This window comes from Arthrobacter sp. N199823, from assembly GCF_002929705.1.
Classification (GTDB): Bacteria; Actinomycetota; Actinomycetes; order Actinomycetales; family Micrococcaceae; genus Specibacter.
The window spans coordinates 1-19,484 of record NZ_PJIN01000012.1; the positions used below are offsets into that span (position 1 = coordinate 1).

The 19,484-nt window shown below is 61.1% G+C and carries 19 protein-coding genes; 8 read left to right on the forward strand and 11 right to left on the reverse strand.

The window, feature by feature from the left end; translation table 11 throughout:
• Nucleotides 1-345: 345 nt before the first annotated feature.
• Nucleotides 346-1,050 (reverse strand): ferritin-like fold-containing protein, encoded by a 705-nt coding sequence (locus tag CXQ93_RS17800; RefSeq protein ID WP_104111760.1) that lies wholly within the window; start codon nt 1,048-1,050, stop codon nt 346-348.
• 65 nt (nt 1,051-1,115) lie between these two features.
• Between CXQ93_RS17800 and CXQ93_RS17805 the strand changes: the two genes are divergently transcribed.
• Together CXQ93_RS17805 and CXQ93_RS17810 are read left to right on the forward strand one after the other, a co-directional pair.
• Nucleotides 1,116-2,588: an RNB domain-containing ribonuclease gene (locus tag CXQ93_RS17805; protein ID WP_104111761.1), complete on the forward strand. Its 1,473-nt coding sequence runs from the start codon at nt 1,116-1,118 to the stop codon at nt 2,586-2,588.
• Nucleotides 2,589-2,854: 266 nt separating this feature from the next.
• Nucleotides 2,855-4,558, forward strand: coding sequence for a DEAD/DEAH box helicase (locus CXQ93_RS17810; RefSeq protein WP_374953425.1), 1,704 nt, complete (start codon nt 2,855-2,857; stop codon nt 4,556-4,558).
• 73 nt (nt 4,559-4,631) lie between these two features.
• On the opposite strand, the gene CXQ93_RS20895 is transcribed toward CXQ93_RS17810, so the two are convergent.
• From CXQ93_RS20895 to CXQ93_RS17820, 3 genes are all read right to left on the reverse strand, one after another.
• Nucleotides 4,632-4,763, reverse strand: coding sequence for a putative transporter small subunit (locus CXQ93_RS20895; RefSeq protein WP_219817384.1), 132 nt, complete (start codon nt 4,761-4,763; stop codon nt 4,632-4,634).
• Nucleotides 4,764-4,772: 9 nt separating this feature from the next.
• A complete protein-coding gene (locus CXQ93_RS17815; RefSeq protein WP_104111763.1) occupies nt 4,773-6,464 on the reverse strand; it encodes a sodium:solute symporter family protein in 1,692 nt (563 codons plus the stop codon).
• Nucleotides 6,465-6,828: 364 nt separating this feature from the next.
• Nucleotides 6,829-7,677: a PHP domain-containing protein gene (locus tag CXQ93_RS17820; RefSeq protein ID WP_104111764.1), complete on the reverse strand. Its 849-nt coding sequence runs from the start codon at nt 7,675-7,677 to the stop codon at nt 6,829-6,831.
• Nucleotides 7,678-7,760: 83 nt separating this feature from the next.
• On the opposite strand from CXQ93_RS17820, the gene CXQ93_RS17825 reads away from it, so the two are divergent.
• The gene (locus CXQ93_RS17825; protein WP_104111765.1) at nt 7,761-9,335 is read left to right on the forward strand and encodes an aminopeptidase P family protein; all 1,575 of its coding nucleotides are present in this window, start codon (nt 7,761-7,763) and stop codon (nt 9,333-9,335) included.
• Nucleotides 9,336-9,425: 90 nt separating this feature from the next.
• Here the strand turns inward: CXQ93_RS17825 and CXQ93_RS17830 are convergent, their stop codons facing one another.
• The 3 genes from CXQ93_RS17830 to CXQ93_RS17840 all read right to left on the reverse strand — a co-directional run bounded on the left by CXQ93_RS17830 (nt 9,426) and on the right by CXQ93_RS17840 (nt 11,236).
• Nucleotides 9,426-9,737, reverse strand: a complete 312-nt coding sequence (locus tag CXQ93_RS17830; protein WP_104111766.1) for a transcriptional regulator — start codon at nt 9,735-9,737, stop codon at nt 9,426-9,428.
• The gene (locus tag CXQ93_RS17835; protein ID WP_104111767.1) at nt 9,734-10,198 is read right to left on the reverse strand and encodes a hypothetical protein; all 465 of its coding nucleotides are present in this window, start codon (nt 10,196-10,198) and stop codon (nt 9,734-9,736) included. Before CXQ93_RS17835 ends, CXQ93_RS17830 begins: the two co-directional genes overlap by 4 nt.
• Before the next feature lie 141 nt (nt 10,199-10,339).
• Entirely contained in the window at nt 10,340-11,236 is an 897-nt protein-coding gene (locus tag CXQ93_RS17840) for a general stress protein (RefSeq protein ID WP_181036208.1), read from the reverse strand.
• A 191-nt stretch (nt 11,237-11,427) separates the two neighbouring features.
• On the opposite strand from CXQ93_RS17840, the gene CXQ93_RS17845 reads away from it, so the two are divergent.
• From CXQ93_RS17845 to CXQ93_RS17860, 4 genes are all read left to right on the forward strand, one after another.
• Complete coding sequence (locus CXQ93_RS17845) at nt 11,428-12,711, forward strand: magnesium transporter MgtE N-terminal domain-containing protein (RefSeq protein WP_104111768.1); 1,284 nt, start codon at nt 11,428-11,430, stop codon at nt 12,709-12,711.
• Nucleotides 12,704-13,348, forward strand: a complete 645-nt coding sequence (locus CXQ93_RS17850) for a DUF1003 domain-containing protein (RefSeq protein WP_374953424.1) — start codon at nt 12,704-12,706, stop codon at nt 13,346-13,348. Before CXQ93_RS17845 ends, CXQ93_RS17850 begins: the two co-directional genes overlap by 8 nt.
• A 13-nt stretch (nt 13,349-13,361) precedes the next feature.
• Entirely contained in the window at nt 13,362-14,489 is a 1,128-nt protein-coding gene (locus CXQ93_RS17855) for an Mrp/NBP35 family ATP-binding protein (RefSeq protein WP_104111769.1), read from the forward strand.
• Between the two features lie 215 nt (nt 14,490-14,704).
• Nucleotides 14,705-15,655 carry a hypothetical protein gene (locus CXQ93_RS17860; RefSeq protein WP_104111770.1) on the forward strand — a complete coding sequence of 317 codons (951 nt, stop codon included), beginning with the start codon at nt 14,705-14,707 and terminating at the stop codon, nt 15,653-15,655.
• Between the two features lie 117 nt (nt 15,656-15,772).
• Here CXQ93_RS17860 and CXQ93_RS17865 read toward each other — a convergent pair whose 3' ends face one another.
• Together CXQ93_RS17865 and sigE are read right to left on the reverse strand one after the other, a co-directional pair.
• Nucleotides 15,773-16,204, reverse strand: a complete 432-nt coding sequence (locus CXQ93_RS17865; protein ID WP_104111771.1) for a Sec-independent protein translocase TatB — start codon at nt 16,202-16,204, stop codon at nt 15,773-15,775.
• Nucleotides 16,205-16,317: 113 nt separating this feature from the next.
• Entirely contained in the window at nt 16,318-16,965 is a 648-nt protein-coding gene (gene sigE, locus CXQ93_RS17870) for an RNA polymerase sigma factor SigE (RefSeq protein WP_104111772.1), read from the reverse strand.
• A 191-nt stretch (nt 16,966-17,156) separates the two neighbouring features.
• On the opposite strand from sigE, the gene CXQ93_RS17875 reads away from it, so the two are divergent.
• Nucleotides 17,157-17,789 carry an O-methyltransferase gene (locus CXQ93_RS17875; protein ID WP_104111773.1) on the forward strand — a complete coding sequence of 211 codons (633 nt, stop codon included), beginning with the start codon at nt 17,157-17,159 and terminating at the stop codon, nt 17,787-17,789.
• A gap of 141 nt (nt 17,790-17,930) precedes the next feature.
• On the opposite strand, the gene CXQ93_RS17880 is transcribed toward CXQ93_RS17875, so the two are convergent.
• Nucleotides 17,931-18,098, reverse strand: coding sequence for a DUF3117 domain-containing protein (locus tag CXQ93_RS17880; protein WP_082634113.1), 168 nt, complete (start codon nt 18,096-18,098; stop codon nt 17,931-17,933).
• Nucleotides 18,099-18,249: 151 nt separating this feature from the next.
• Nucleotides 18,250-19,473 carry a hypothetical protein gene (locus CXQ93_RS17885; protein ID WP_258069098.1) on the reverse strand — a complete coding sequence of 408 codons (1,224 nt, stop codon included), beginning with the start codon at nt 19,471-19,473 and terminating at the stop codon, nt 18,250-18,252.
• Nucleotides 19,474-19,484: the final 11 nt, after the last annotated feature.

A 19,484-nucleotide genomic window follows, 5' to 3' on the forward strand; every position in this document is an offset into this window, starting at 1 on the left:
CGCCTGCTGAACGCGCTCCACGCCCCGGACAACACGACCACAATCGCGGCTTGACAGATATAGAAGATTCGGATCATTGGATAGACAGGGGCAAGACACCATGCCGAGATTGGTCGGCCGACAATCCCTATGATCCTCTTTCTAGGGACTATCAAAAAGATAACGGGCCACGCCCGCGAGGGACCCAGTGCGAGCGAAGCGAGCAATGGGAGCGGGCGGGGAGAAGCGAGCGGCGGGGAGGCTGGCAGGCGCTAACGGCCCGAGGGGCTCCGTTCACCACATCCCAATTCGCAGCGTCCGTAACACGATGCCCGGCCCCATGCCGGGTCTACGCAGGAAGAAACCTTAGGCTGTCAGTCCCAGCTGGCTCATGCGCTTGGAATGGTTGCGGGTCAGGGTGCTGAGTATTTTCGAAACCTCAGCTGCGGCAGCCTCCTGGGTACCGTCGGGGCGCAATCCCACCAGGAAGCTGTGCTTGGCGCCGATGCGCTGCACTTGGGTCAGGGCCTCCCCCACGAGGCGACGGCCCCACAACGCCAAGCGGGATGAGAGCCGCGGGTCCTGCGCCAGCATGTTCTTTAAGAGCTTGGTCAGCAGATCGTTCTGCTCATCGCTGGTGCGAACGGCGGCGATGACGGCGCGGGTGGGCTCATCCAGATGCTCGGCGATGGCGGCGTAGAACTCTTCCGTAATGGCTTCCACCACGTACGCCTTCATCAACGATTCGTGCCAATCGGCGGGTCGGGTGCGCTCGTGGAAGGCATCAACCATGCGCTTGTACGGGGACATGGCCAGTTCCGGGTCCATGCCCATCTCCTGCAGCCGGGCACACATGGCCTCATAGTGACCAAACTCGGAGACGGCCATTTTGCCTAGCACGGCCCTGTCTGACAAGGACGGTGAATGACTGGCATCAGTGGCCAGCCGTTCAAAGGCGGAGAGCTCGCCGTACGCAATACTGCCCAGCAGATCCACCACGAAGTTGTCGTATCGGGCGCTCAATTCGCCTGCAGAAACGGAGTCGTCGGGCTCGGATGCTGAAATACTCATAAGCACCAGCGTAGTCCGTGCCGCGCCGCCCTTGTTCCGGCACGCGAATCGTTTACGCTGAAGCTGTGCCGTACTCACATATTGGCGTCAGAAGTAGCGCCGCCCAACAGTCCCTAGCCCAGGCCCTCGCGGCTTTGAGTGATGAATTCAAGTTGCCCGACGGTTTCGGTGCGGACGTGCTGGCAGAAGTGGATGCTGTCATCGCCGGCCATCAATTGCCGGCTCCGGATCTGACAGCGCTGCCCTTCATCACCATTGACCCGCCCAGCTCCCAGGATCTGGATCAGGCCATGTACCTGGAGCGTAGCGGGGACGGGTATGTGGTCCATTACGCCATTGCCGATGTACCCTCCTTTGTCCCCGCTGGTGGGCCGCTGGATGCCGAGACGCGCCGCCGGGGCCAGACCGTTTACACCCCCGGCCAGCGCATTCCCTTGCATCCGCTGCCTTTGAGCGAGGGTGCGGCGAGTCTTTTCGCCAATGATCCGCGCTCGGCCTATGTCTGGGAGATCCACCTTGACGCGGATGGCTCCCAGAGCTCCGCCACCGTCCGGCGCGCCACCGTGCAAAGCATTGCCAAGCTCGGCTATGAAGAGGCACGAGAGATGCACGACGCCGGGACCGCACCGGCCGCCGTCGCCGGCATCTTGGCGCTGTTGGCTGAGATTGGGACAAAGCGCATCGCGCTGGAACGGGCCAGAGGTGGTGCCAGCCTGAACGTGCCCGCACAGGAAGTTGAGTTTGTCGACGGCAAGTACGTGCTGAAGTTCCGTCCCAATCTGCCCATTGAAGACTGGAACGCACAGATTTCCCTCCTCACAGGGATGGCCGCGGCCCAGGTCATGATTGAGGGCAAGGTGGGGATCCTACGCACCATGCCCGCTCCCGACGAAGAGGCCATTGCCGCATACCGGTTGCAGAGCGTGGCGCTCGGCGAACCGTGGGGCGAGGATCTGGCCTATGGCGCTTACTTGCGTACCTTGAACACGGCCGATCCCAAGCACCTAGCCTTGATGCATGCTGCCACGACGCTGTTCCGCGGCGCCGGTTACACGCCCTTCAATGGCGAGGTGCCCGAGCACGTGTTGCAGGCAGCAGTTGCCGCACCCTACGCCCACACCACCGCACCCTTGCGGCGTCTGGTGGACAGATTTGTTCTGGCCATCTGTGCTTCATTGTGCGCCAAGGACGAGGTGCCGGACTGGGCAATTGCAGCGCTCGATGAGCTGCCAGAGATCATGGCTGCCTCGAATCAACTAGCCAATAAGGTTGACCGGGCTGCCATCGACACTGTGGAAGCGGCACTGTTAAGTCATCGCGTCGGAAGCGAATTTGACGCTGTGGTCCTTGCCGGGCCAAAAAAGAACGGACACGGTTCCAAGGTCGCCGCAGCCCGCAGTTCCATCCAGATCCAGGAGCCTGCCGTCACCGCGTACTGCGACGGCGATCTGGAACCCGGCACGGTGGTGCGGGTGACGCTGGCCTCCGTGGATATTGCCAAGCGGAGCATTAAATTTGTGGCGTCGCCGCAAAATTAGGCGGTGCCGCTAGACTAAACATGTAGACATGGATGCCCGGTCGTTGATTATTAGTTTTTGATTCAACAAGCCCGCCCCTACGCGCGTCTTATCAGCTCTTCCCGCACCTGCCGTTTGTGGCGTCGGAATGGCACGAAATTGCAAGCCCGCGATCGGCTTCCCTAAGATAGTGCCGCTATTCGCCTGTTCCGTAAGGCCTCTTGTGCCAGCGTTGAGCCCGGTTAGCAGCACCTTGTATAGACGAATTGAATGGTAAGCATTTGAGCATTGAAACTGATTCCCTTCTGCAGGCAGAAGACAGCAACGAAAACGTTGAGATTGACGGCACACTGAGCAGCAACGAACCGCCGCGTCAGGAAGAGAAGGAAACGTTCGCCAGCTTTGGCGTGCACCATGAGATTGTTTCCTCGCTGACTGAAGCCGGGATCAACCACCCCTTCCCCATTCAGGCCATGACGCTGCCCATCGCACTGACAGGTCATGACATCATTGGCCAGGCTAAGACCGGAACCGGCAAGACCCTGGGCTTCGGCATCCCCGCGTTGAACCGCATCGTTGCCCCGAAGGATGAGGGCTTTGCCAAGCTCGCTGCCCCGGGCGCACCCCAGGCCATGATCATCGTGCCCACCCGTGAGCTCGCAGTCCAGGTCGCCGGCGACCTCACCACTGCCTCCAAGCACCGTGGAATCCGCATCGCCACCATCTATGGTGGGCGTGCTTACGAGCCCCAGGTCGAGGCGTTGCAAAAGGGTGTTGAGCTGATTGTGGGCACCCCCGGCCGGCTGATCGACTTGCTCAAGCAACGCCACCTTAACGTCAAGCACGTCCGCATGGTCATCCTCGACGAGGCCGACGAAATGCTGGATCTGGGCTTCCTGCCCGATGTTGAGACGTTGATTGCAGGCACCCCGGCGGTGCGCCAGACCATGCTCTTCTCGGCCACCATGCCCGGCCCGGTGGTTGCCATGGCGCGCCGCTACATGACGCAGCCCACGCACATCCGTGCCGCCGATCCCGACGACGAAGGTCTGACCAAGCGCGATATCCGCCAGTTGATCTACCGGGCCCACAACCTGGACAAGATTGAGGTTCTGGCCCGCATCCTGCAGGCCAACGGTCGCGGCCGCTCCATCATCTTCACTAAGACCAAGCGCACCGCTGCCAAGGTTGCTGAGGAATTGGTTGACCGCGGTTTCGCCGCAGCCGCCATCCACGGCGATCTGGGTCAGGGTGCCCGCGAGCAAGCACTGCGTGCCTTCCGCAACAACAAGGTTGATGTCCTGGTCGCCACAGACGTTGCCGCCCGCGGCATCGACGTTGATGACGTGACGCACGTGGTCAATTACCAGTGCGTTGAAGACGAGAAGATTTACCTGCACCGTGTGGGCCGTACGGGCCGCGCCGGCAATAAGGGCACGGCCGTCACGTTCGTGGACTGGGACGACATGCCGCGCTGGGCACTTGTCAACAAGGCCCTAGGCCTGAGCGTTCCCGAGCCCATCGAGACGTACTCCTCCTCCCCGCACCTCTACTCTGATCTGGACATCCCGGTTGGCACCAAGGGCCGCCTGCCGCGCGATAAGCGCACGCATGCCGGCATCAACGCGGAGGTTTTGGAAGACCTGGGCGAGACTGGCAAGCGCAACTCACCCAAGCAGGATTCGGGCCGCGGACCCCGCGAAGGCGGATCCCGCGAGGGTGCGGCCCGCGAAGGCGAGCGTGGCGGTAACCGTGGAGGGAACCGCTCAGGTGCCCGCCATGGTGAGCGCCGCCGCGATGATGCCCCCGCAGGCGAGAAGAACGACGCCGGCCGCAACCGCCGTCGAACATCTTCTGCAGCTGCCGCGACGGCCGAGTCCACTCCCGCTGCCGCAGCCTCCGCTCCTGCCGAGACTGGCGCACCCCGTGCACGCCGAACCCGCACCCGCCGCCGTAACGGCGAGGTCATGGATAAGGCTGCTGATTCCTAAACAGTCGTAAATAAAACCGGCCTCCCTACAGACCTATCAAGGTCTGCAGGGAGGCCGGTTTTTGTTTATGAGGCTAAATCAGCGGGCGGCCTTCGCGTTTGGCTTCGCGGATCTCTTGCCAGAGTGCTTTTCCGAGCACATAGATCACACCAAAAACGATCACGGGCCACACGAGAACATACAGGGTCAGAAAAAATACGCTCATGTCCGGTTCCTACGCTTTCTCTTCAAGAAGTGAGCCGGAACCCTCAGGGTTGGCTTCCTCCCGGTTGTCGAAGTCGCCAATGCGCTCCTTGATGCTGGCAAAATCAAAGTTTGCCTTGTTCCGGAAGCACATGAAGTAGCACACCAAGGTGCTGACAGCGTAGGCCACCAGCGAGCCTGAGAGCACGGCGTAATCATGCAGGAATCCGATGGCGAAGGGTGCGGCGGCCAGGATGGCAACGGCTGCCACGATCTTGGCGATCTTCAGCCCGAAGAAGCCAAACGCCATCAGGCCAAGGACCACACCGATTCCGATGACGGAGAGCACGTCGACGACGATGCCGGCGGCTCCGTCTAGGGCGATCCAGCCAAAGCGGACGGGCAGGAAGCAGGCAAGTGCTACCAAGACGGAAACCGTGAAGGCCTTGTTCGTAACCTTCTCCCAGTAGAAGCTGGCAATAACAGGGAACACCAAGGCGCCCCAGAGTGCTCCAACAAAGACCAAGAGGTCAAGGATGTTCAGTTTCCCACTGGCAAAGTACAGTCCGGCTCCAGTGGCAACAATCATGGTGATGCGACCAATGAACAGCATGGTCTTGGGGTTCGCTTCACCCTTCTTGGCAATGTTCTGGCCATAGACGTCGGCCATCACGATCGATGACATGGCGGAGAGGTCCGAGTCCGCGGTGGAGGACAGGGCACTGACAATCATGATCAAGAATACGCCCAGCAGTACCGGGCCCAAATACGTTGCAGCCATCTGCGGGATCAGGTTGTTCGAGTCCCCATCCAGCGGGGCGATCCCGGCATACAAGGCCATGACGCCGAGCATGCCAACGCCAATGATGGTTGCGCCGTAGCCCACCGTTGCCGTGACGAACGTCTTCTTGATCAGATCTTCACGCACAGCAAACAGGCGCTGGGCAATGGTCTGATTACCAATGGCATAGGCCAGAACTGCTGCAATGTACGGGGCACCCTGGTTCAGGAAAGCTTCAGAAGAGAAGAAGTTGGACTGCTGCGGGGTGAGCTTGCTAGCACCCGTGACAAACATATCGGGGCCGCCCGCGGCAAAGAACACCACAGGAATGATGATGACCACGGCACCGAGGAGTGCGAACACCTGCACGGCGTCTGTCAGCACCGATGCCCTGAAGCCAGACCACAGCGAGTACAGCAAAATACCGCCACCCATGAACAAGATGCCCTGGGTGAAGCTGAACGGGGACAACAAGGAAATGAGCGCGCCACCAGCAATGAAGTTGGAGGTGATGCTGATGAGGGAGCCAACAATGTTGGAGCCTGCCAGCATCAGCTGGCTGGACTTGCCGTGGCGGGCGTGCATGACTTCAGCCAGCGTATGAGCCTTGGGGGCAACAGCCCTGATTCGTTTGCCGAACGGGTAGATGAACAAGATCATCAACGCGCCCCACAAACCGTAGTGGATGGGCCCGGAAATGCCGTAGGTGTAGCCCGAGGTGGCTGAAGCGTACATCGACGACGCCCAGATCCACGTCGCCGTCATACTGCCTGCTGAAATACCGAAGCCAACTTTGTTACCGGCGGTCATGTATCCGTCGGCGTTTTCATTCTTACGACCAATAAAAAAGGTCATCAACAGCGTGCCACCGTAAAACAGCACTAAAAGGCCAATTACTGTCCAACTCCCCAACTGGTGGAGTCCTGCGCCATTCGGCACCATACTTGTCCTCTCGCTAGGACGGAATTCACCGGCATTCCGCCAAAATCAGCGTGCGCCGCCCCAACAAGGTGCTCAAAGTAATCCGGTGAAGGACTTCGCGGGCGCACTTTCCCGCCCGGGACCAGCCGCCAAGGCAAGCAGATAATTCTGCGCAGGCGGCCCAAAGTGAATCGCATCCAAAGCGAAAGTTCACTACCGGAAATTCAACGGCTGACGTTCAGCCGGCAACGGGACTACAACAGGTTCACGGGCAGGGTTTAGTTGCCCAATCGAACCAATCAACTCTGTCCACTGTAGCAGTGCCCTAGTGAGCGAACATGGTGCTTAGGTGCAGCAAGGGATAACAATGACGCAACCATAGGTGCTACGGCAGGAGAGGTGCGGTTCCCGTCCCGTACGCCAATAGCCGTTCCAAGTTCTCCGGCGAGGTGAGGTTTTCGCCCAGCAGGTTCGGTTTTCCGGCTCCGTGATAGTCGGAGGAGCCGGTGGTGATCAGTCCCCGCTCCCGGGCAAGCTGCCGCAACCACGCGCGTCCTTCGGGAGGATTGTCCCGGTGGTCAACCTCCAAACCCAGGAGTCCGGCGTCGATCATGTCATGGAAGGTTTCGGGCGCCACCACCCGACCCCGGCTCGATGCCACGGGGTGGGCAAAGACGGGCACTCCCCCGGCGGCGCGAACCAATTCAACGGCCAGCGCCGGCTCCACCGCGTAGTGGCTGACAAAGTAGCGCGAATGGGAGGTCAGGATGCTGGCGAATGCCTCGTTGCGGTCGGCAACAATTCCGGCGGCAACCAAGGCGTCGGCAATGTGGGGGCGGCCCACGGTGGCTCCGGGTGCCACATGGGCGCTGACGTCGTCCCAGTTCAGCGGGTAATCCTCGGCCAGCCGCTCCACCATGTGCTCGGCCCTAGTTAGGCGCGCTACCTTGGCCTTGGTGATCTCATCGAGCAGAGCCGCATTGCTGGGGTCATGGAGATAGCAGAGCAGGTGAACGCTAATGCCCTGCGCCGTCTTGCAGGAAATTTCCATCCCCGGCACCAGCCCCACGCCGTGCTGGCGAGCGGCAGCGAGCGCGGCAGGCCAGCCATCGGTGGAATCATGATCGGTCAAGGCCATGACATCAAGGCGTGCAGCGGCAGCGGCAGCCACCAGCACCTCCGGGGTCTGGGTGCCGTCAGAAACATTTGAGTGTGCGTGCAAATCGATCCTCACGCTCCTAGACTACGTCCCTTCCCGCACGGTGACTCGCCGCACGTGCCTTTGTCCCTTTGCGCAAGCGGTGGGAGACTTAAGGGGTGAACCAGACTGAGCAATCCTCCGTGCACCCCGACCCTTCGAGCGAGCAGCCCCTTGAGGAGCGCGTGAACAACCGTTCGCACCGCCCCGACTCGGATGCTTTCCGCACCTTTATGGCCTCCAACTGGGCGCCCTCATCAGCGCAGCTGCCGGCCCGTGACGAGGTGGCAGACCACGCCGCGCGCCGCCGTCGTGCCATTTCTGTGCAGTTCCCGGGCGAGCGCCTGGTCATTCCTGCCGGCCCGCTGAAGGTTCGCTCCAATGACTGCGACTATCGTTTCCGTCCGCACTCCGCCTTCGCACACCTGACGGGATTGGGCGTGGACCACGAGCCCGACGCCGTGTTGGTGCTGGACCCGGTTGCCGACGGAAAAGGGGACGACGGCGGCAATCACCTCGCCACCCTGTTCTTCCGTCCCATGGCTGGCCGGGACACGAAGGCGTTCTACGCCGATTCCCGCAGCGGCGAGTTCTGGATTGGCCGCCGCCCCACCCTGCCCGAGTTCGCGGCCCAGCTGGGTCTGCCCACCGCAGATGTCACCGAGCTTGAAGTTGCCATCACCAAGAATGTTGGCGAAACCTCCGTTGGCGGGACATCCATCCGTCTGGTGCGCAAGGTTGATGAGAACATTGACGCTCTCGTGGACACCGCCCGGTACAACACGGCAGCGAACCCCGACACTTTGGACTTTGGCGCTCTGGATGAATTGGACGCCAAGCTGGCCGAGGCCCTCTCCGAGCTGCGCCTGATCAAGGACGCTTGGGAAATCGAGCAGATGAAGATTGCTGTCGGCGCAACCATCAACGGCTTCGAGGACATCGTCCGCGCTTTGCCGCGCGCAGTTGCCCACCAGCGCGGCGAACGCGTTGTGGAAGGCGCCTTCTTTGCCCGGGCCCGCGAGGAAGGCAACGAGCTGGGCTACGACACCATCGCCGCCGCCGGCAACAACGCCACCGTGCTGCACTGGAACCGCAACACCGGAACCGTCAATGAGGGCCAGCTGCTACTCGTGGACGCGGGCGTCGAGGCCGATTCCCTCTACACCGCCGACATCACCCGCACGCTGCCCATCAACGGCACGTACTCCGAGGTGCAGCGCAAGATCTACCAGGCCGTTCTGGATGCAGCCGACGCCGCTTTCGCCGTGGCCCTTCCGGGACGCAAGTTCCGCGATGTCCACACGGCAGCCATGGAAGTTCTGGCAGACCGCCTCGCAGCATGGGGCCTACTGCCCGTCACGCCCGAGGTTGCCCTGTCCATTGACGGCCAGCAGCACCGCCGGTGGATGCCGCACGGGACCAGCCACCACTTGGGCATGGACGTGCACGATTGCGCCCAGGCCCGCGCCGAACTGTACCTCGATGGCGTCATCACCGAAGGCATGGTCTTCACGATCGAGCCCGGCCTGTACTTCAAGGACGAGGATCTGGCCATTCCGGCCGAGTTCCGCGGCAACGGCGTGCGCATCGAGGACGATATCCTCATCACCGCCAACGGCCCCGTCAACTTGAGCGCCGCCCTCCCCCGCGAGCCCGACGCCGTTGAAGCCTGGATGGCCAGCCTGACCAGCTAATCCGTCCGCGGCCGGCTTGCGGCTATGAAGCACGACGACGGGAGGCCACCTTTTGTGTATTGGTGACCTCCCGTCGTCGTTGTTTCCAGTTCAGGCTCCGGCGACGGCCCCCGCACCGGCTCCAGCGATCAACGCTTTCAGCGCCGCCACGTGCTCTTCGTAGGCCCGGGTTCCTTCCGGCGTCAACGCGACCCAGGTCTTGACCCGGCCCTTGCCCGTTGGCTTACTCAGCACCACGTATCCGGCTGCTTCAAGAACTTTTAGCTGCTTGCTCGTCACGGAGTCGGCCACGCCCAGCATGTCCCTGATGGAGCCAAACTCTGCCTGCGTAACACCGCTCAGAAAGGCGCAGATCTGCAGCCGGTTGCTGGCATGAATGATCTCGTTGAGCCCTGCACTCATGCCCTTTGCCGCAGCTGACTGCGCAGCGCCACGTCAAAACGCCGGCCAAAAATATTCACGGCAACAAAAACGATGATCCCAGCAACCCACGCTGGCCAATCGAGCCCCCGGTCTGCATGCAAATAATAGGCACCGCCCATGCCGGCGATCATGATCACGGCCAGGGGAAGCGTCCACCAGCTGGCTTTACCTGCCTTGAGGCCGTTGATCCACATTCCCGTCCTCTTCTTGTAGCTGCCCATGAGGATGCCTAGCCCTCCAAAGTACACAACGGAGACAATGAGCATCACCCAAACCCCGCCAAGTGTGTAACTCACCACAAAGCCGGCCGCCAGCAGGCCCAGGATCGGGTGGTACCACCACGGACTGGTGAGCCGCTCGGCCGCACTCGCCCGAGCTCCTTCAATCGCATTCAATGCAGCTTGGGCCTCATGTGCATCTCGCACTGAATTGCTTTCCATAACGGAAAGCTAATCACTTTCTATTATGGAAAGTCAACGTGAGGGGTGCTATGCGCAAAAATGCCGCCGCTCCCTACATTGCCGCCGGTCTACTTGCGGCATGTACGGGAGCGGCGGCATTGTTCCTTGCCTGCGGAAGATTTAGCGTTCCGGGTTGTCTCCCTGAGTCGGGTTGCCCTGCTCTTCATGGGCTGGACTGTCCGGTGCGGTAGGCGCCGGGGAATCCACCCGAATGCCGTATTGCGGCCGACCGTCCGGCAGGTCAGGGAACTGGCCGCGACGCGGGCCATCCAAGGGCGCCTGACCGGGGCGGTCGGTAGCGGAATGGTCGGCGCTGGACTGACCGGCGTTCTGCGGCTCATTGCCAGCGGGCGCATTGCCTGCGGAACCCGCCGGGGCAGCAGGATCGGCCGGGGCGTAAGGATCGTGCCAGCCTTCGGGGCGAGTCGGCGCCGGCCCGGAGACGGGCGGCTGAACTGGCGGACGGTATCCCTGCGAACCCTGAAGCTGATTGTTCTGGGGGCGTGCGGCGTTCGAATTCATGGGCAGCTGCGCCAAGATGCGGCGTGCATCCATGGCAACGTCGGGGGTGACAATGACGTCGTAGCTGGAAGCCAACACTTGGTTGGTGGAAGTAAAGTCACGCTTGCCACGCTGCGCGGCATAGCCAATGATCGCGAACAGCATCCATAGGGCGGCGCCCATTAAGACTGCGGTGATCACGTTGATGTACGGTGCGCCGGCATTAGTGGCGGAGTCAAAGAAGCTCAGCATCACGCCAATGAACAGGCCGAACCAGGCACCCGTCATGGCACCAGTCAGCGCAACCCGGGGGTAACTGAGCTTGCCGGTGACACGCTCCACCATCTTCAGGTCGTTGCCCACAATGGAGACGTGCCGGACAGGGAATTTCTCATCCGCCAGGTAATCAACGGCCTTCTGCGCATCCAGGTAGGAAGTATAAGAGCCGATTGTTTCCCCAGCGGGAACAATGCGGGCCTCATCCAAGGGTCGGGAGCGTCCAAAGAGGTTTGCCATACCCCCATTCTGTCCCATCTTCCTGCACGTTGGCTGGAGTATCGCTGGTAGTGAAACGAACAGTGCCCCGAAGCTGCCGCTCAACTCACCTGCGCACACACCTACAGCCGCCCCAATAACTGCCATAGGACACCCGCACCACCAGTGCAATACGTTCGGTCAATGCTGGGCAAGGCAAGTAGCCTAGGTATGTGAACACTCAACCTACGCGCATCTTTGTCGCCCGTCTCCTGGGCCTGGACGTTTTTGACCCCCTCGGCGACAGGCTCGGCAAGCTTCGCGATGTGGTGGTACTGGGCCGTGGCTCCCAGACAGCCCCGCACGCCGTAGGCATCGTGGTGGAAGTTCCGGGCAAGAAGCGTGTCTTTGTGCCCATGACCCGGCTGACGTCGATGGACCAGTCGCAGATCATCTGTACCGGGCTAGTGAATTTGCGCCGCTTTGAACAGCGAGGCGCCGAGCAGCTGGTCCTGGGTGGCATTTTTGACCGCAAGGTCACCCTGGTTGATGGCAGCGGCTTTGCTGTCATTGAAGACATCGCCATGGACAAGCAACGCAATGGTGATTGGCTCGTGACAAAGCTGTTCGTGCGCCGCGGTTCATCCACGTCCCGCCTGCGCGGGCTGCGCCGTGGACACACCGTACTCATCGACTGGTCCGAGGCCCGCGCCGACGACGCGGATGCACCGCAAAGCGCCACCTACTTTGTGGCCACCCATGAGGACCTCAAGCCCGCTGACTTTGCCGACGCCCTCCAAGAGATGAGCGACAAGCGCCGCGTCGAGGTGGCGAGCGAACTGCAAGATGAGCGCCTCGCCGACGTCATGTCCGAGCTCCCAGAGGATGACCAGGTCACCCTGTTGTCTGCTTTGGATAATGAGCGTGCGGCCGATGTGCTCGAAGAGATGGACCCCGACGACGCCGCCGACCTCTTGGCCGATCTCCCCCAAGCCAAGGCAGAAGAGCTGTTGCTGCTCATGGAGCCTGATGAAGCCAAGGACGTCCGGCGGCTGCTCCAGTATGACGAGGGAACTGCCGGCGCCTTAATGACCCCGGTTCCTGTCATCCTGCCCCCGGAAGCGACGGTTGCCGAAGCTCTGGCTCATGTGCGCAGCGAGGACCTTTCCCCCGCATTGGCCTCCTCCATTTTTATCTGCCGCCCTCCCTTGGAGACGCCCACGGGCCGCTTCCTTGGCGTGGTGCACATTCAACAATTGCTGCGCAGCGCCCCACCCGAACAGCTCGGCACCATAGTGGATAAGAACATGGTGCCGGTCTCGGACCACGATGACATTTCAGTTGTCAGTCACATCATGGCCTCCTATAACCTGAACTCACTTCCTGTGGTCAACAAGGAAGGGCGTCTGGTGGGAGCTGTGACAGTTGATGACCTGCTGGACCATCTTTTGCCCGAGGATTGGCGCACCCATGAAGATGGCGCTCCCATCAAGAAAATAGGAGGACGCATTGGCTGAGCGGCACCACGCTAAGGACGGCGGTCTCGACACCCCCATGGAGCTGAGGTCGCGGCTCCTGCCCAATTTGGCCGGCGATCCTGATCTGTTTGGCCGCTTCGCCGAACGGTTCGCCCGTTACATGGGTACCGCTAACTTCCTCCTCTACATGACAGTGTTTGTGATCGTCTGGATCGCTATCAACGTCATTGGTCTGTTTGGGCTCAAGTGGGATCCCTACCCGTTCATCTTGTTGAACCTGTTTTTCTCTACCCAGGCGTCCTACGCTGCTCCGCTGATCCTTCTGGCCCAAAACCGTCAGGATGACAGGGACAGGGTCCAGATTGAGCAGGACCGTTCCCGCAATGAACGCAACCTGGCCGATACCGAGTACCTAACCCGCGAGGTAGCGGCCCTGCGCATTTCGTTGCGTGAAGTGGCCACCCGCGATTTTGTGCGTTCGGAATTGCGAAGTCTGCTCGAAGAACTCATCGCGATTCAGGACGAGGAACTTTCCGACGGCGATCACTCAGACAGTGCCGGAGGCCCCAAGGAACCGAGCACCTTAAAACGCCGACCCGCCACCAGTGCCATGAAAACCGTCTCCGCTAAAAAATCTTCCAAGGGCGCTTCCTCGAAGCGCTCCACTGACTCTTAAGGCCCTGCATTCCATGACCGCCCCGTCGCATTCCGCCCTCCTCGCCGCGCTGGCTACTGTCATAGATCCTGAGCTGCGGCGCCCCATTACCGATTTGGGGATGGTGGCCTCGGTTGAAGCGGTCGACGGCGGACGGGTCCAGTCCGTCATCCGGCTCACCATTGCAGGCTGCCCGATGCGCGAAACCATTACCAGGGACGTCACCGCGGCCCTTTCCAAGCTCGACGGCGTCACCGACGTCGATGTCGAACTCATCGTCATGAGTGCCGAACAGCGGGCAGAGCTCAAGGAAAAGCTCAAAGGAAGCGCCGCTGAGCGTGGAATCCCCTTCAATGCCGAAGACTCGCTGACACGCGTCTATGCCGTGGCCAGCGGCAAAGGCGGGGTGGGGAAATCCACGGTCACCGTGAACCTAGCCTGCGCACTGGCGGCAAAGGGTCTGCGCGTGGGGATTGTAGATGCCGATATCTACGGCTTTTCTGTGCCAGGACTGATGGGCATCACGCAGTCACCTACACGGGTGGACGAGATGATCCTGCCTCCCGTCGCGCACAACGTAAAAGTCATTTCCATTGGCATGTTCGTGGCCGGTAACCAGCCCGTCGCCTGGCGCGGCCCCATGTTGCACCGAGCCCTTGAACAGTTCCTGGGCGATGTGTACTTCGGTGATTTGGATATTCTGCTTCTTGACCTTCCGCCGGGCACGGGCGATGTGGCTATTTCAGTTGCGCAGCTCCTGCCCAAGGCAGAGATTCTGGTCGTGACCACGCCGCAGGCAGCCGCAGCCGATGTGGCCGAACGCGCCGGCGCCATTGCTGTGCAGACCGGGCAGAAGGTTGCAGGCGTCATTGAGAATATGTCATTTTTGACGCTTCCAGACGGCAGCACCATGGAATTGTTCGGTTCCGGTGGCGGGGACATTCTCGCCAAGCGACTGAGCCAGACAGTGAACTCACCCGTAGAGCTGCTGGGCCAGATCCCGCTGGATGTGGCCTTGCGCGAGGGCGGGGACGCAGGCATGCCCATTGTGCTCTCAGACCCGCAGTCTCCGGCGGCGCAGACCCTGCTGAGCATTGCTGGGAAGCTGGCCGTGCGCCCGCGAGGCTTATCCGGCCTGAAGCTAGGCGTCACCCCCCGCTAGAGACGCCGCACCACCGATTGGGGTGTTTCGCCCGACGCCGCACCACCGCTTGGGGCGTTTCGCCCGACGCCGCACCACCGATTGGGGTGTTTCGCCCGACGCCGCACCACCGATTGGGGTGTTTCGCCCGACGCCGCACCACCGCTTGGGGCACCTACCCCGTACCCTGTGGATAACTCAACCCAGGGATTTCAATTCCGGGCCACAATGGACACATGGAGCCCAACGACGATCACCCCAACGTCCACGCACCCTTCTCTGCTGCGGAAGCAAAGCAGCTGGGCTTGACCTCTGAACAGCTCCGTGGCAAGGGCTTTGTCCAGGTCAGCCAGGGGATACACAGGCCCACGGACTGGGATTTTGATTTCACGGAAGCTGCCAGGGCCCTCAGCGCACAGAGCCCCGGCGCGTGGATTTCCCACGTCTCAGCTGCACGGATCCATGGGTTGGTTCTGCCCCCATGGTTATCGGACTCGGCCGAGCTGCACCTGAGCAAACCCAGGATGCTGCCGGAGGTGCGGCGAACCGGCATCACGGGGCACAACGTCCTGGCATGTCCGGATGAAGTGGAGCAGGTTGGGGACCTGTGGATCAGCACGCGCGCCCGCACGTGGCTGGACATGGCCCGCATCCTGCCCCTGCCGGACCTGGTCTGCATGGGTGACCAGCTAGTCCGCATGCCCCGGCCGGAATTTGAAGACCGCAGCACAGCCTTCGCCACCCTAAACGGGCTGTGGAAGTTGGTGGGACGCCATTCCAACTTGCAGGGCATCGTCCGGGCCCGCGAGGCCCTTGGGCTCATGCGTGTGGGTTCTGATTCCAGCCCCGAAACCCTCCTGCGGCTGGCCATGCTCGACGCCGGACTGCCCGAACCGGAACTGCAGATCAGCCTCTGGGACCGCCAAGGCGCCCCTTCCGCCGATGCCGGCTATCGTGGACGGCGCATCGCCCTGCAATACGACGGCGCACACCACTTGGAAGAGCTGCAGCGTCACAGGGACCGGCGCCGGAACAAAGCCTTCCAAGATGCCGGTTGGACAGTCCTCGTATTCACTCAGGAAGACTACGCTGACGGTTTCAAGGAGGCAGTCCTGCGCATCAGGGACGCCCTGAAGCAGCCCCTGAAAGACCCCGCCATTACATCAGGCTTTGCCTCCGGCGGCTAATCTGCAACACGGTGAACCTTAATTCAGAACGCTCCCCAAAAGGTGGTGCAGCGTCGCGCCAAAAACTCCAAACGCTGCTGCAGCGTCGGGGGAAACACCCCAAACGGTGATGCAGCGTCAGGTGGCTTCGGCGTCGAACGGGGCCTGTTGGCCCTCTTCGAGACGTTCGATGGCAGGTGCAGCCGGAACAGCGTCCAACGAATCGGCAGTGGCTCCGTCCTTGGAGTCCTTGCCCATCATGCTGGCAATGGCCGCTCCGGGCGCCATCTTGAGGGACTTGAGACTGTCGAGTTCTTCGTCGTCAATCAGCGCTTCGCGGATGATGCGGCGGGGATCGTACTGGCGGGGATCGAGCTTCTTCCAGTCAATATCGTCGATATCGACCCCGGCTTCTTCCTTAATGGTTTCGCGCGCGCCGGAGGCCATCTTGCGTACCTCACGGATGAGGTTCTTCAGCTTTTCCACGTATCCGGGGAGCCGGGTAGGTCCTATCACCAATACTGCCAACACAAGTATTAGGAGGAGCTCAGGGGTATTGATACCAAACACGTTAGGAAGATTACCCTCTCAGTACTCAAAGCAACGATTCCTAGCGTTAACGCTTGAAAGTTTACGTACTTCTTGTGTGCCTTAGCGATAGCACTTCGCCATCGCTGACGATTCTAGCGTGCGCCAGCAATCCTTGGCAGCGAAAGAAGTGGCTTACGCGCTGGGCGGAGATCGTTGGGGCGCCGCGGCGCTCTATCGGCGAGCGATTCACGCAACATGGCCCGGCCTCGATGGATGCGCGAGCGCACTGTTCCCAGTTTAATGTTCAACGCGTGGGCCACCTCGTCATAAGAGAGGCCCTCCATGTCACACAGGACGACGGCGGCACGGAAGTCCGGCGGCAAGGCCTCCAACGCTGCGGCGATGTCCAGGTCGAGGTTGTTGAATTCAAAGGTGCGCTCAGGTCCCGGATCAGTGCCAGCCAGGCGTGCGGTGGCATCCTCAGAGAGGGCGTCGAAACGGATGCGCTGCTTCCTGCGGGCCTGATCAAGAAACAAATTAGTGGTGATGCGGTGCAGCCAGCCATCGAGAGTGCCCGGCTTGAAGTTGGCTAGGGACTTGAACACGCGGACAAAGACCTCTTGGGTGAGGTCTTCGGCGTCGAACTTGTTGCCTGTCAGACGGTAGGCGAGCCGGAAAACCTTGGCAGAGTGATTATTGACCACTTCATCCCACGACGGCGTTACCCAGTTGGCGGTGGCGGCAAGCTGGTCTGTGGCTGCTTCTGCAGGACGGGCTGCCGGGGTGGTGGCTGAACTCATCGCTGCACCTCGCTTCAATGGCTGTTACGCCTCCCCGTTCGTGGGGAACGGCGCAAAGGAAGGTTTCCTTCTTAGTCAGAACAGTCTTCCAAACAAAGCTGACATTTTGCTGAATGATGACATTGATGACCCTGTGGGTACAGGCAGTAGGCTATACACCAGTCAACGCAACAGTTTAGGAAACACCACCCATGAGTGCCGATAAATCCACCAGCTGGTCCTACGCAGAGGGCCTCCCCGTGGAAGATGTTGTCCTGCGACGTGCCCGCGAACGCTCGCATGAGCTGGGCCTGTTCCCAGTGAGCCCCGGCGTAGCAGCTGCATTGACAGTCTTGGCGGCAACATCCAAGGCCCAGACGGCCGTGGAAATTGGCACAGGCGCTGGCGTTTCCGGCGTGTCACTGCTGCGCGGTTTGGGACCCAAAGCTGTGCTGACCACCATCGATCCCGACGTGGATCATCTCAAGGCGGCGCGTGAAGCGTTCACGGAATCGGGTTCTCCTGCCAACCGCACCCGCACCATTTCCGGCCGTGGCCAAGATGTCCTGCCCCGTCTGACCGATGCTGCTTATGATCTGGTCTTCATTGACGCGGACAAGCCCAGCTTCCCAGAGTATGTCCAGCAGGCCATCAGGCTCCTGAAGTCCGGCGGGCTGCTCATCATCAACGATGCCCTGGATAAGGACCGCGTCTCTGACCCGGCCATCCGCGAAACCAGCACGGTGGTTCTGCGCCAGGTGGGCAAGCTGGTCCGCGAGCACGACTCTTTGATCTCCGCCATGCTGCCCACTGGCGATGGCCTGCTGCTGGCCGTCAAGCGCTAAGGTCCTGATTTTCGCTACCGTTTGACGTTTTCGCCAGGGTTCAAAATATGGCGAAAACGTCAAAGCGGCGCGGATTAACAAGAAAAGGCGGGGCAGCTTTCGCCGCCCCGCCTCATAATTCTTAGTGGTACTACGGTGGACCTATTCGGTCACGCCCGCCAAGCATTCCTTGAGGCTAACTGCCTCGTCTGCGTTCATCTCCACTACGAGACGTCCACCGCCTTCCAATGGCAGGCGCAGAATTAAGCTCCGACCTTCTTTAGTCACTTCCATTGGACCGTCTCCGGTACGAGGTTTCATGGCCGCCATTTGGAATTCCCCTTTTCGTAGTACAAACCTGCATCGGCAGGGATTCCCCTGCCATGCGCTGATGTTGTATCGCTCACAAGCTATTATTCCGTATCCGAGCGCTCGGGTGCTAATCGCCACACGCACCCATTGACAAATGCGGCGGAGTTCCTTAAGGCGGCCAGGCCTGTCCGGTGCTGATCGCCGCGAACTGCCAAAGCCACACAACCCAAACAATCTGTAGGACGCTGAACATCACCAGCACTGTAAATCGGTAGGCCCGCGAGGCGGAAATGAACGCCGCAGCGAGTGCCAACGGGAACAGCGGCAGCAGCATCCGGAACGTGCTCGATTGCGGATGCAGCACAGCGAGCAGGTACAGCAGGTACATGCCGCACCACAGTTGAAGGTCGCTTCCAATCCGGCGCACCGACTGTGAATTCATATACAACAGGGCCAGCACCACCAGCAGCAGGGGTAGCAACGGCCCCCACAGCGGCCCAATCAGGTCCACGCCAGCGTCGAACCAGGGCTTGAACAACACCAGATCCGATCCCCGCCAAGCTGTCTCGGTATCCGTGTAGGCCGTGCGCTCCCCCGTCACCCACCAGGCGATGAGCATCCAGCCAAACGCCATGACGCCACTGGCCACCAGCAGCACGGCACCCAGAACCAGCTCCCGCACCGGGAACGGCTCTTCCTTGCGTTTCCACCAGCGCAGCAACAGATGTAAACCAACGACGGCGGCAAACGGCGCTCCTGCCGGTCGCGAGAGACACAGCAGCATCACCAGGGGGACGGCCGCGGCATAGTTGCGCTTGATGAGCAGGTGAAGAGCTGCGGCGAGAAAGAACATGCCTACGGATTCTGCGTACGGCACCTGCAGGACAGCAGAAATTGGGAAGGTGGCGAAAAAGGCAACGCCCCACAGTGCCGTGCCGGGAGCGGAGAAGTTCCTGAACAGGACGTAGATCATGAGTGCGGCGGCCAGCCCGGCGACCGTGGCAATAATGGCCCCCGCGGCAGCCCACTCCAGCCCCGTGACAGCACTCAGACCGCGGGCCAACAAGGGAAATATGGGGTAGAAAGCCCATTGATTCGGCTGTGCCGTGCCGTCCGCGTTGCGCGGAATGGTGGTGGGGTATCCGCCGTCGAAAATCCGTTCATACCAGCCGGCATCCCAGCGATTGATGAACGTTAGGTAGTCCGGCTGGCGCCCACCCCACGGCGATTCTTCGGCGTGCCAGGCAGCTCCGAGGAAGATGGCGTAGGACAGCAACCTGGCAGCACCATAGATCAGGGTGACCTGCAGCCACCACGGCGCCCGCAGCAGCGGTGCCAGGCCGCGTCGCAGCAGCGCAAAGAGTTCGTCATTGACGGTTGGCTTGCGGCTCACACTGGACGCAC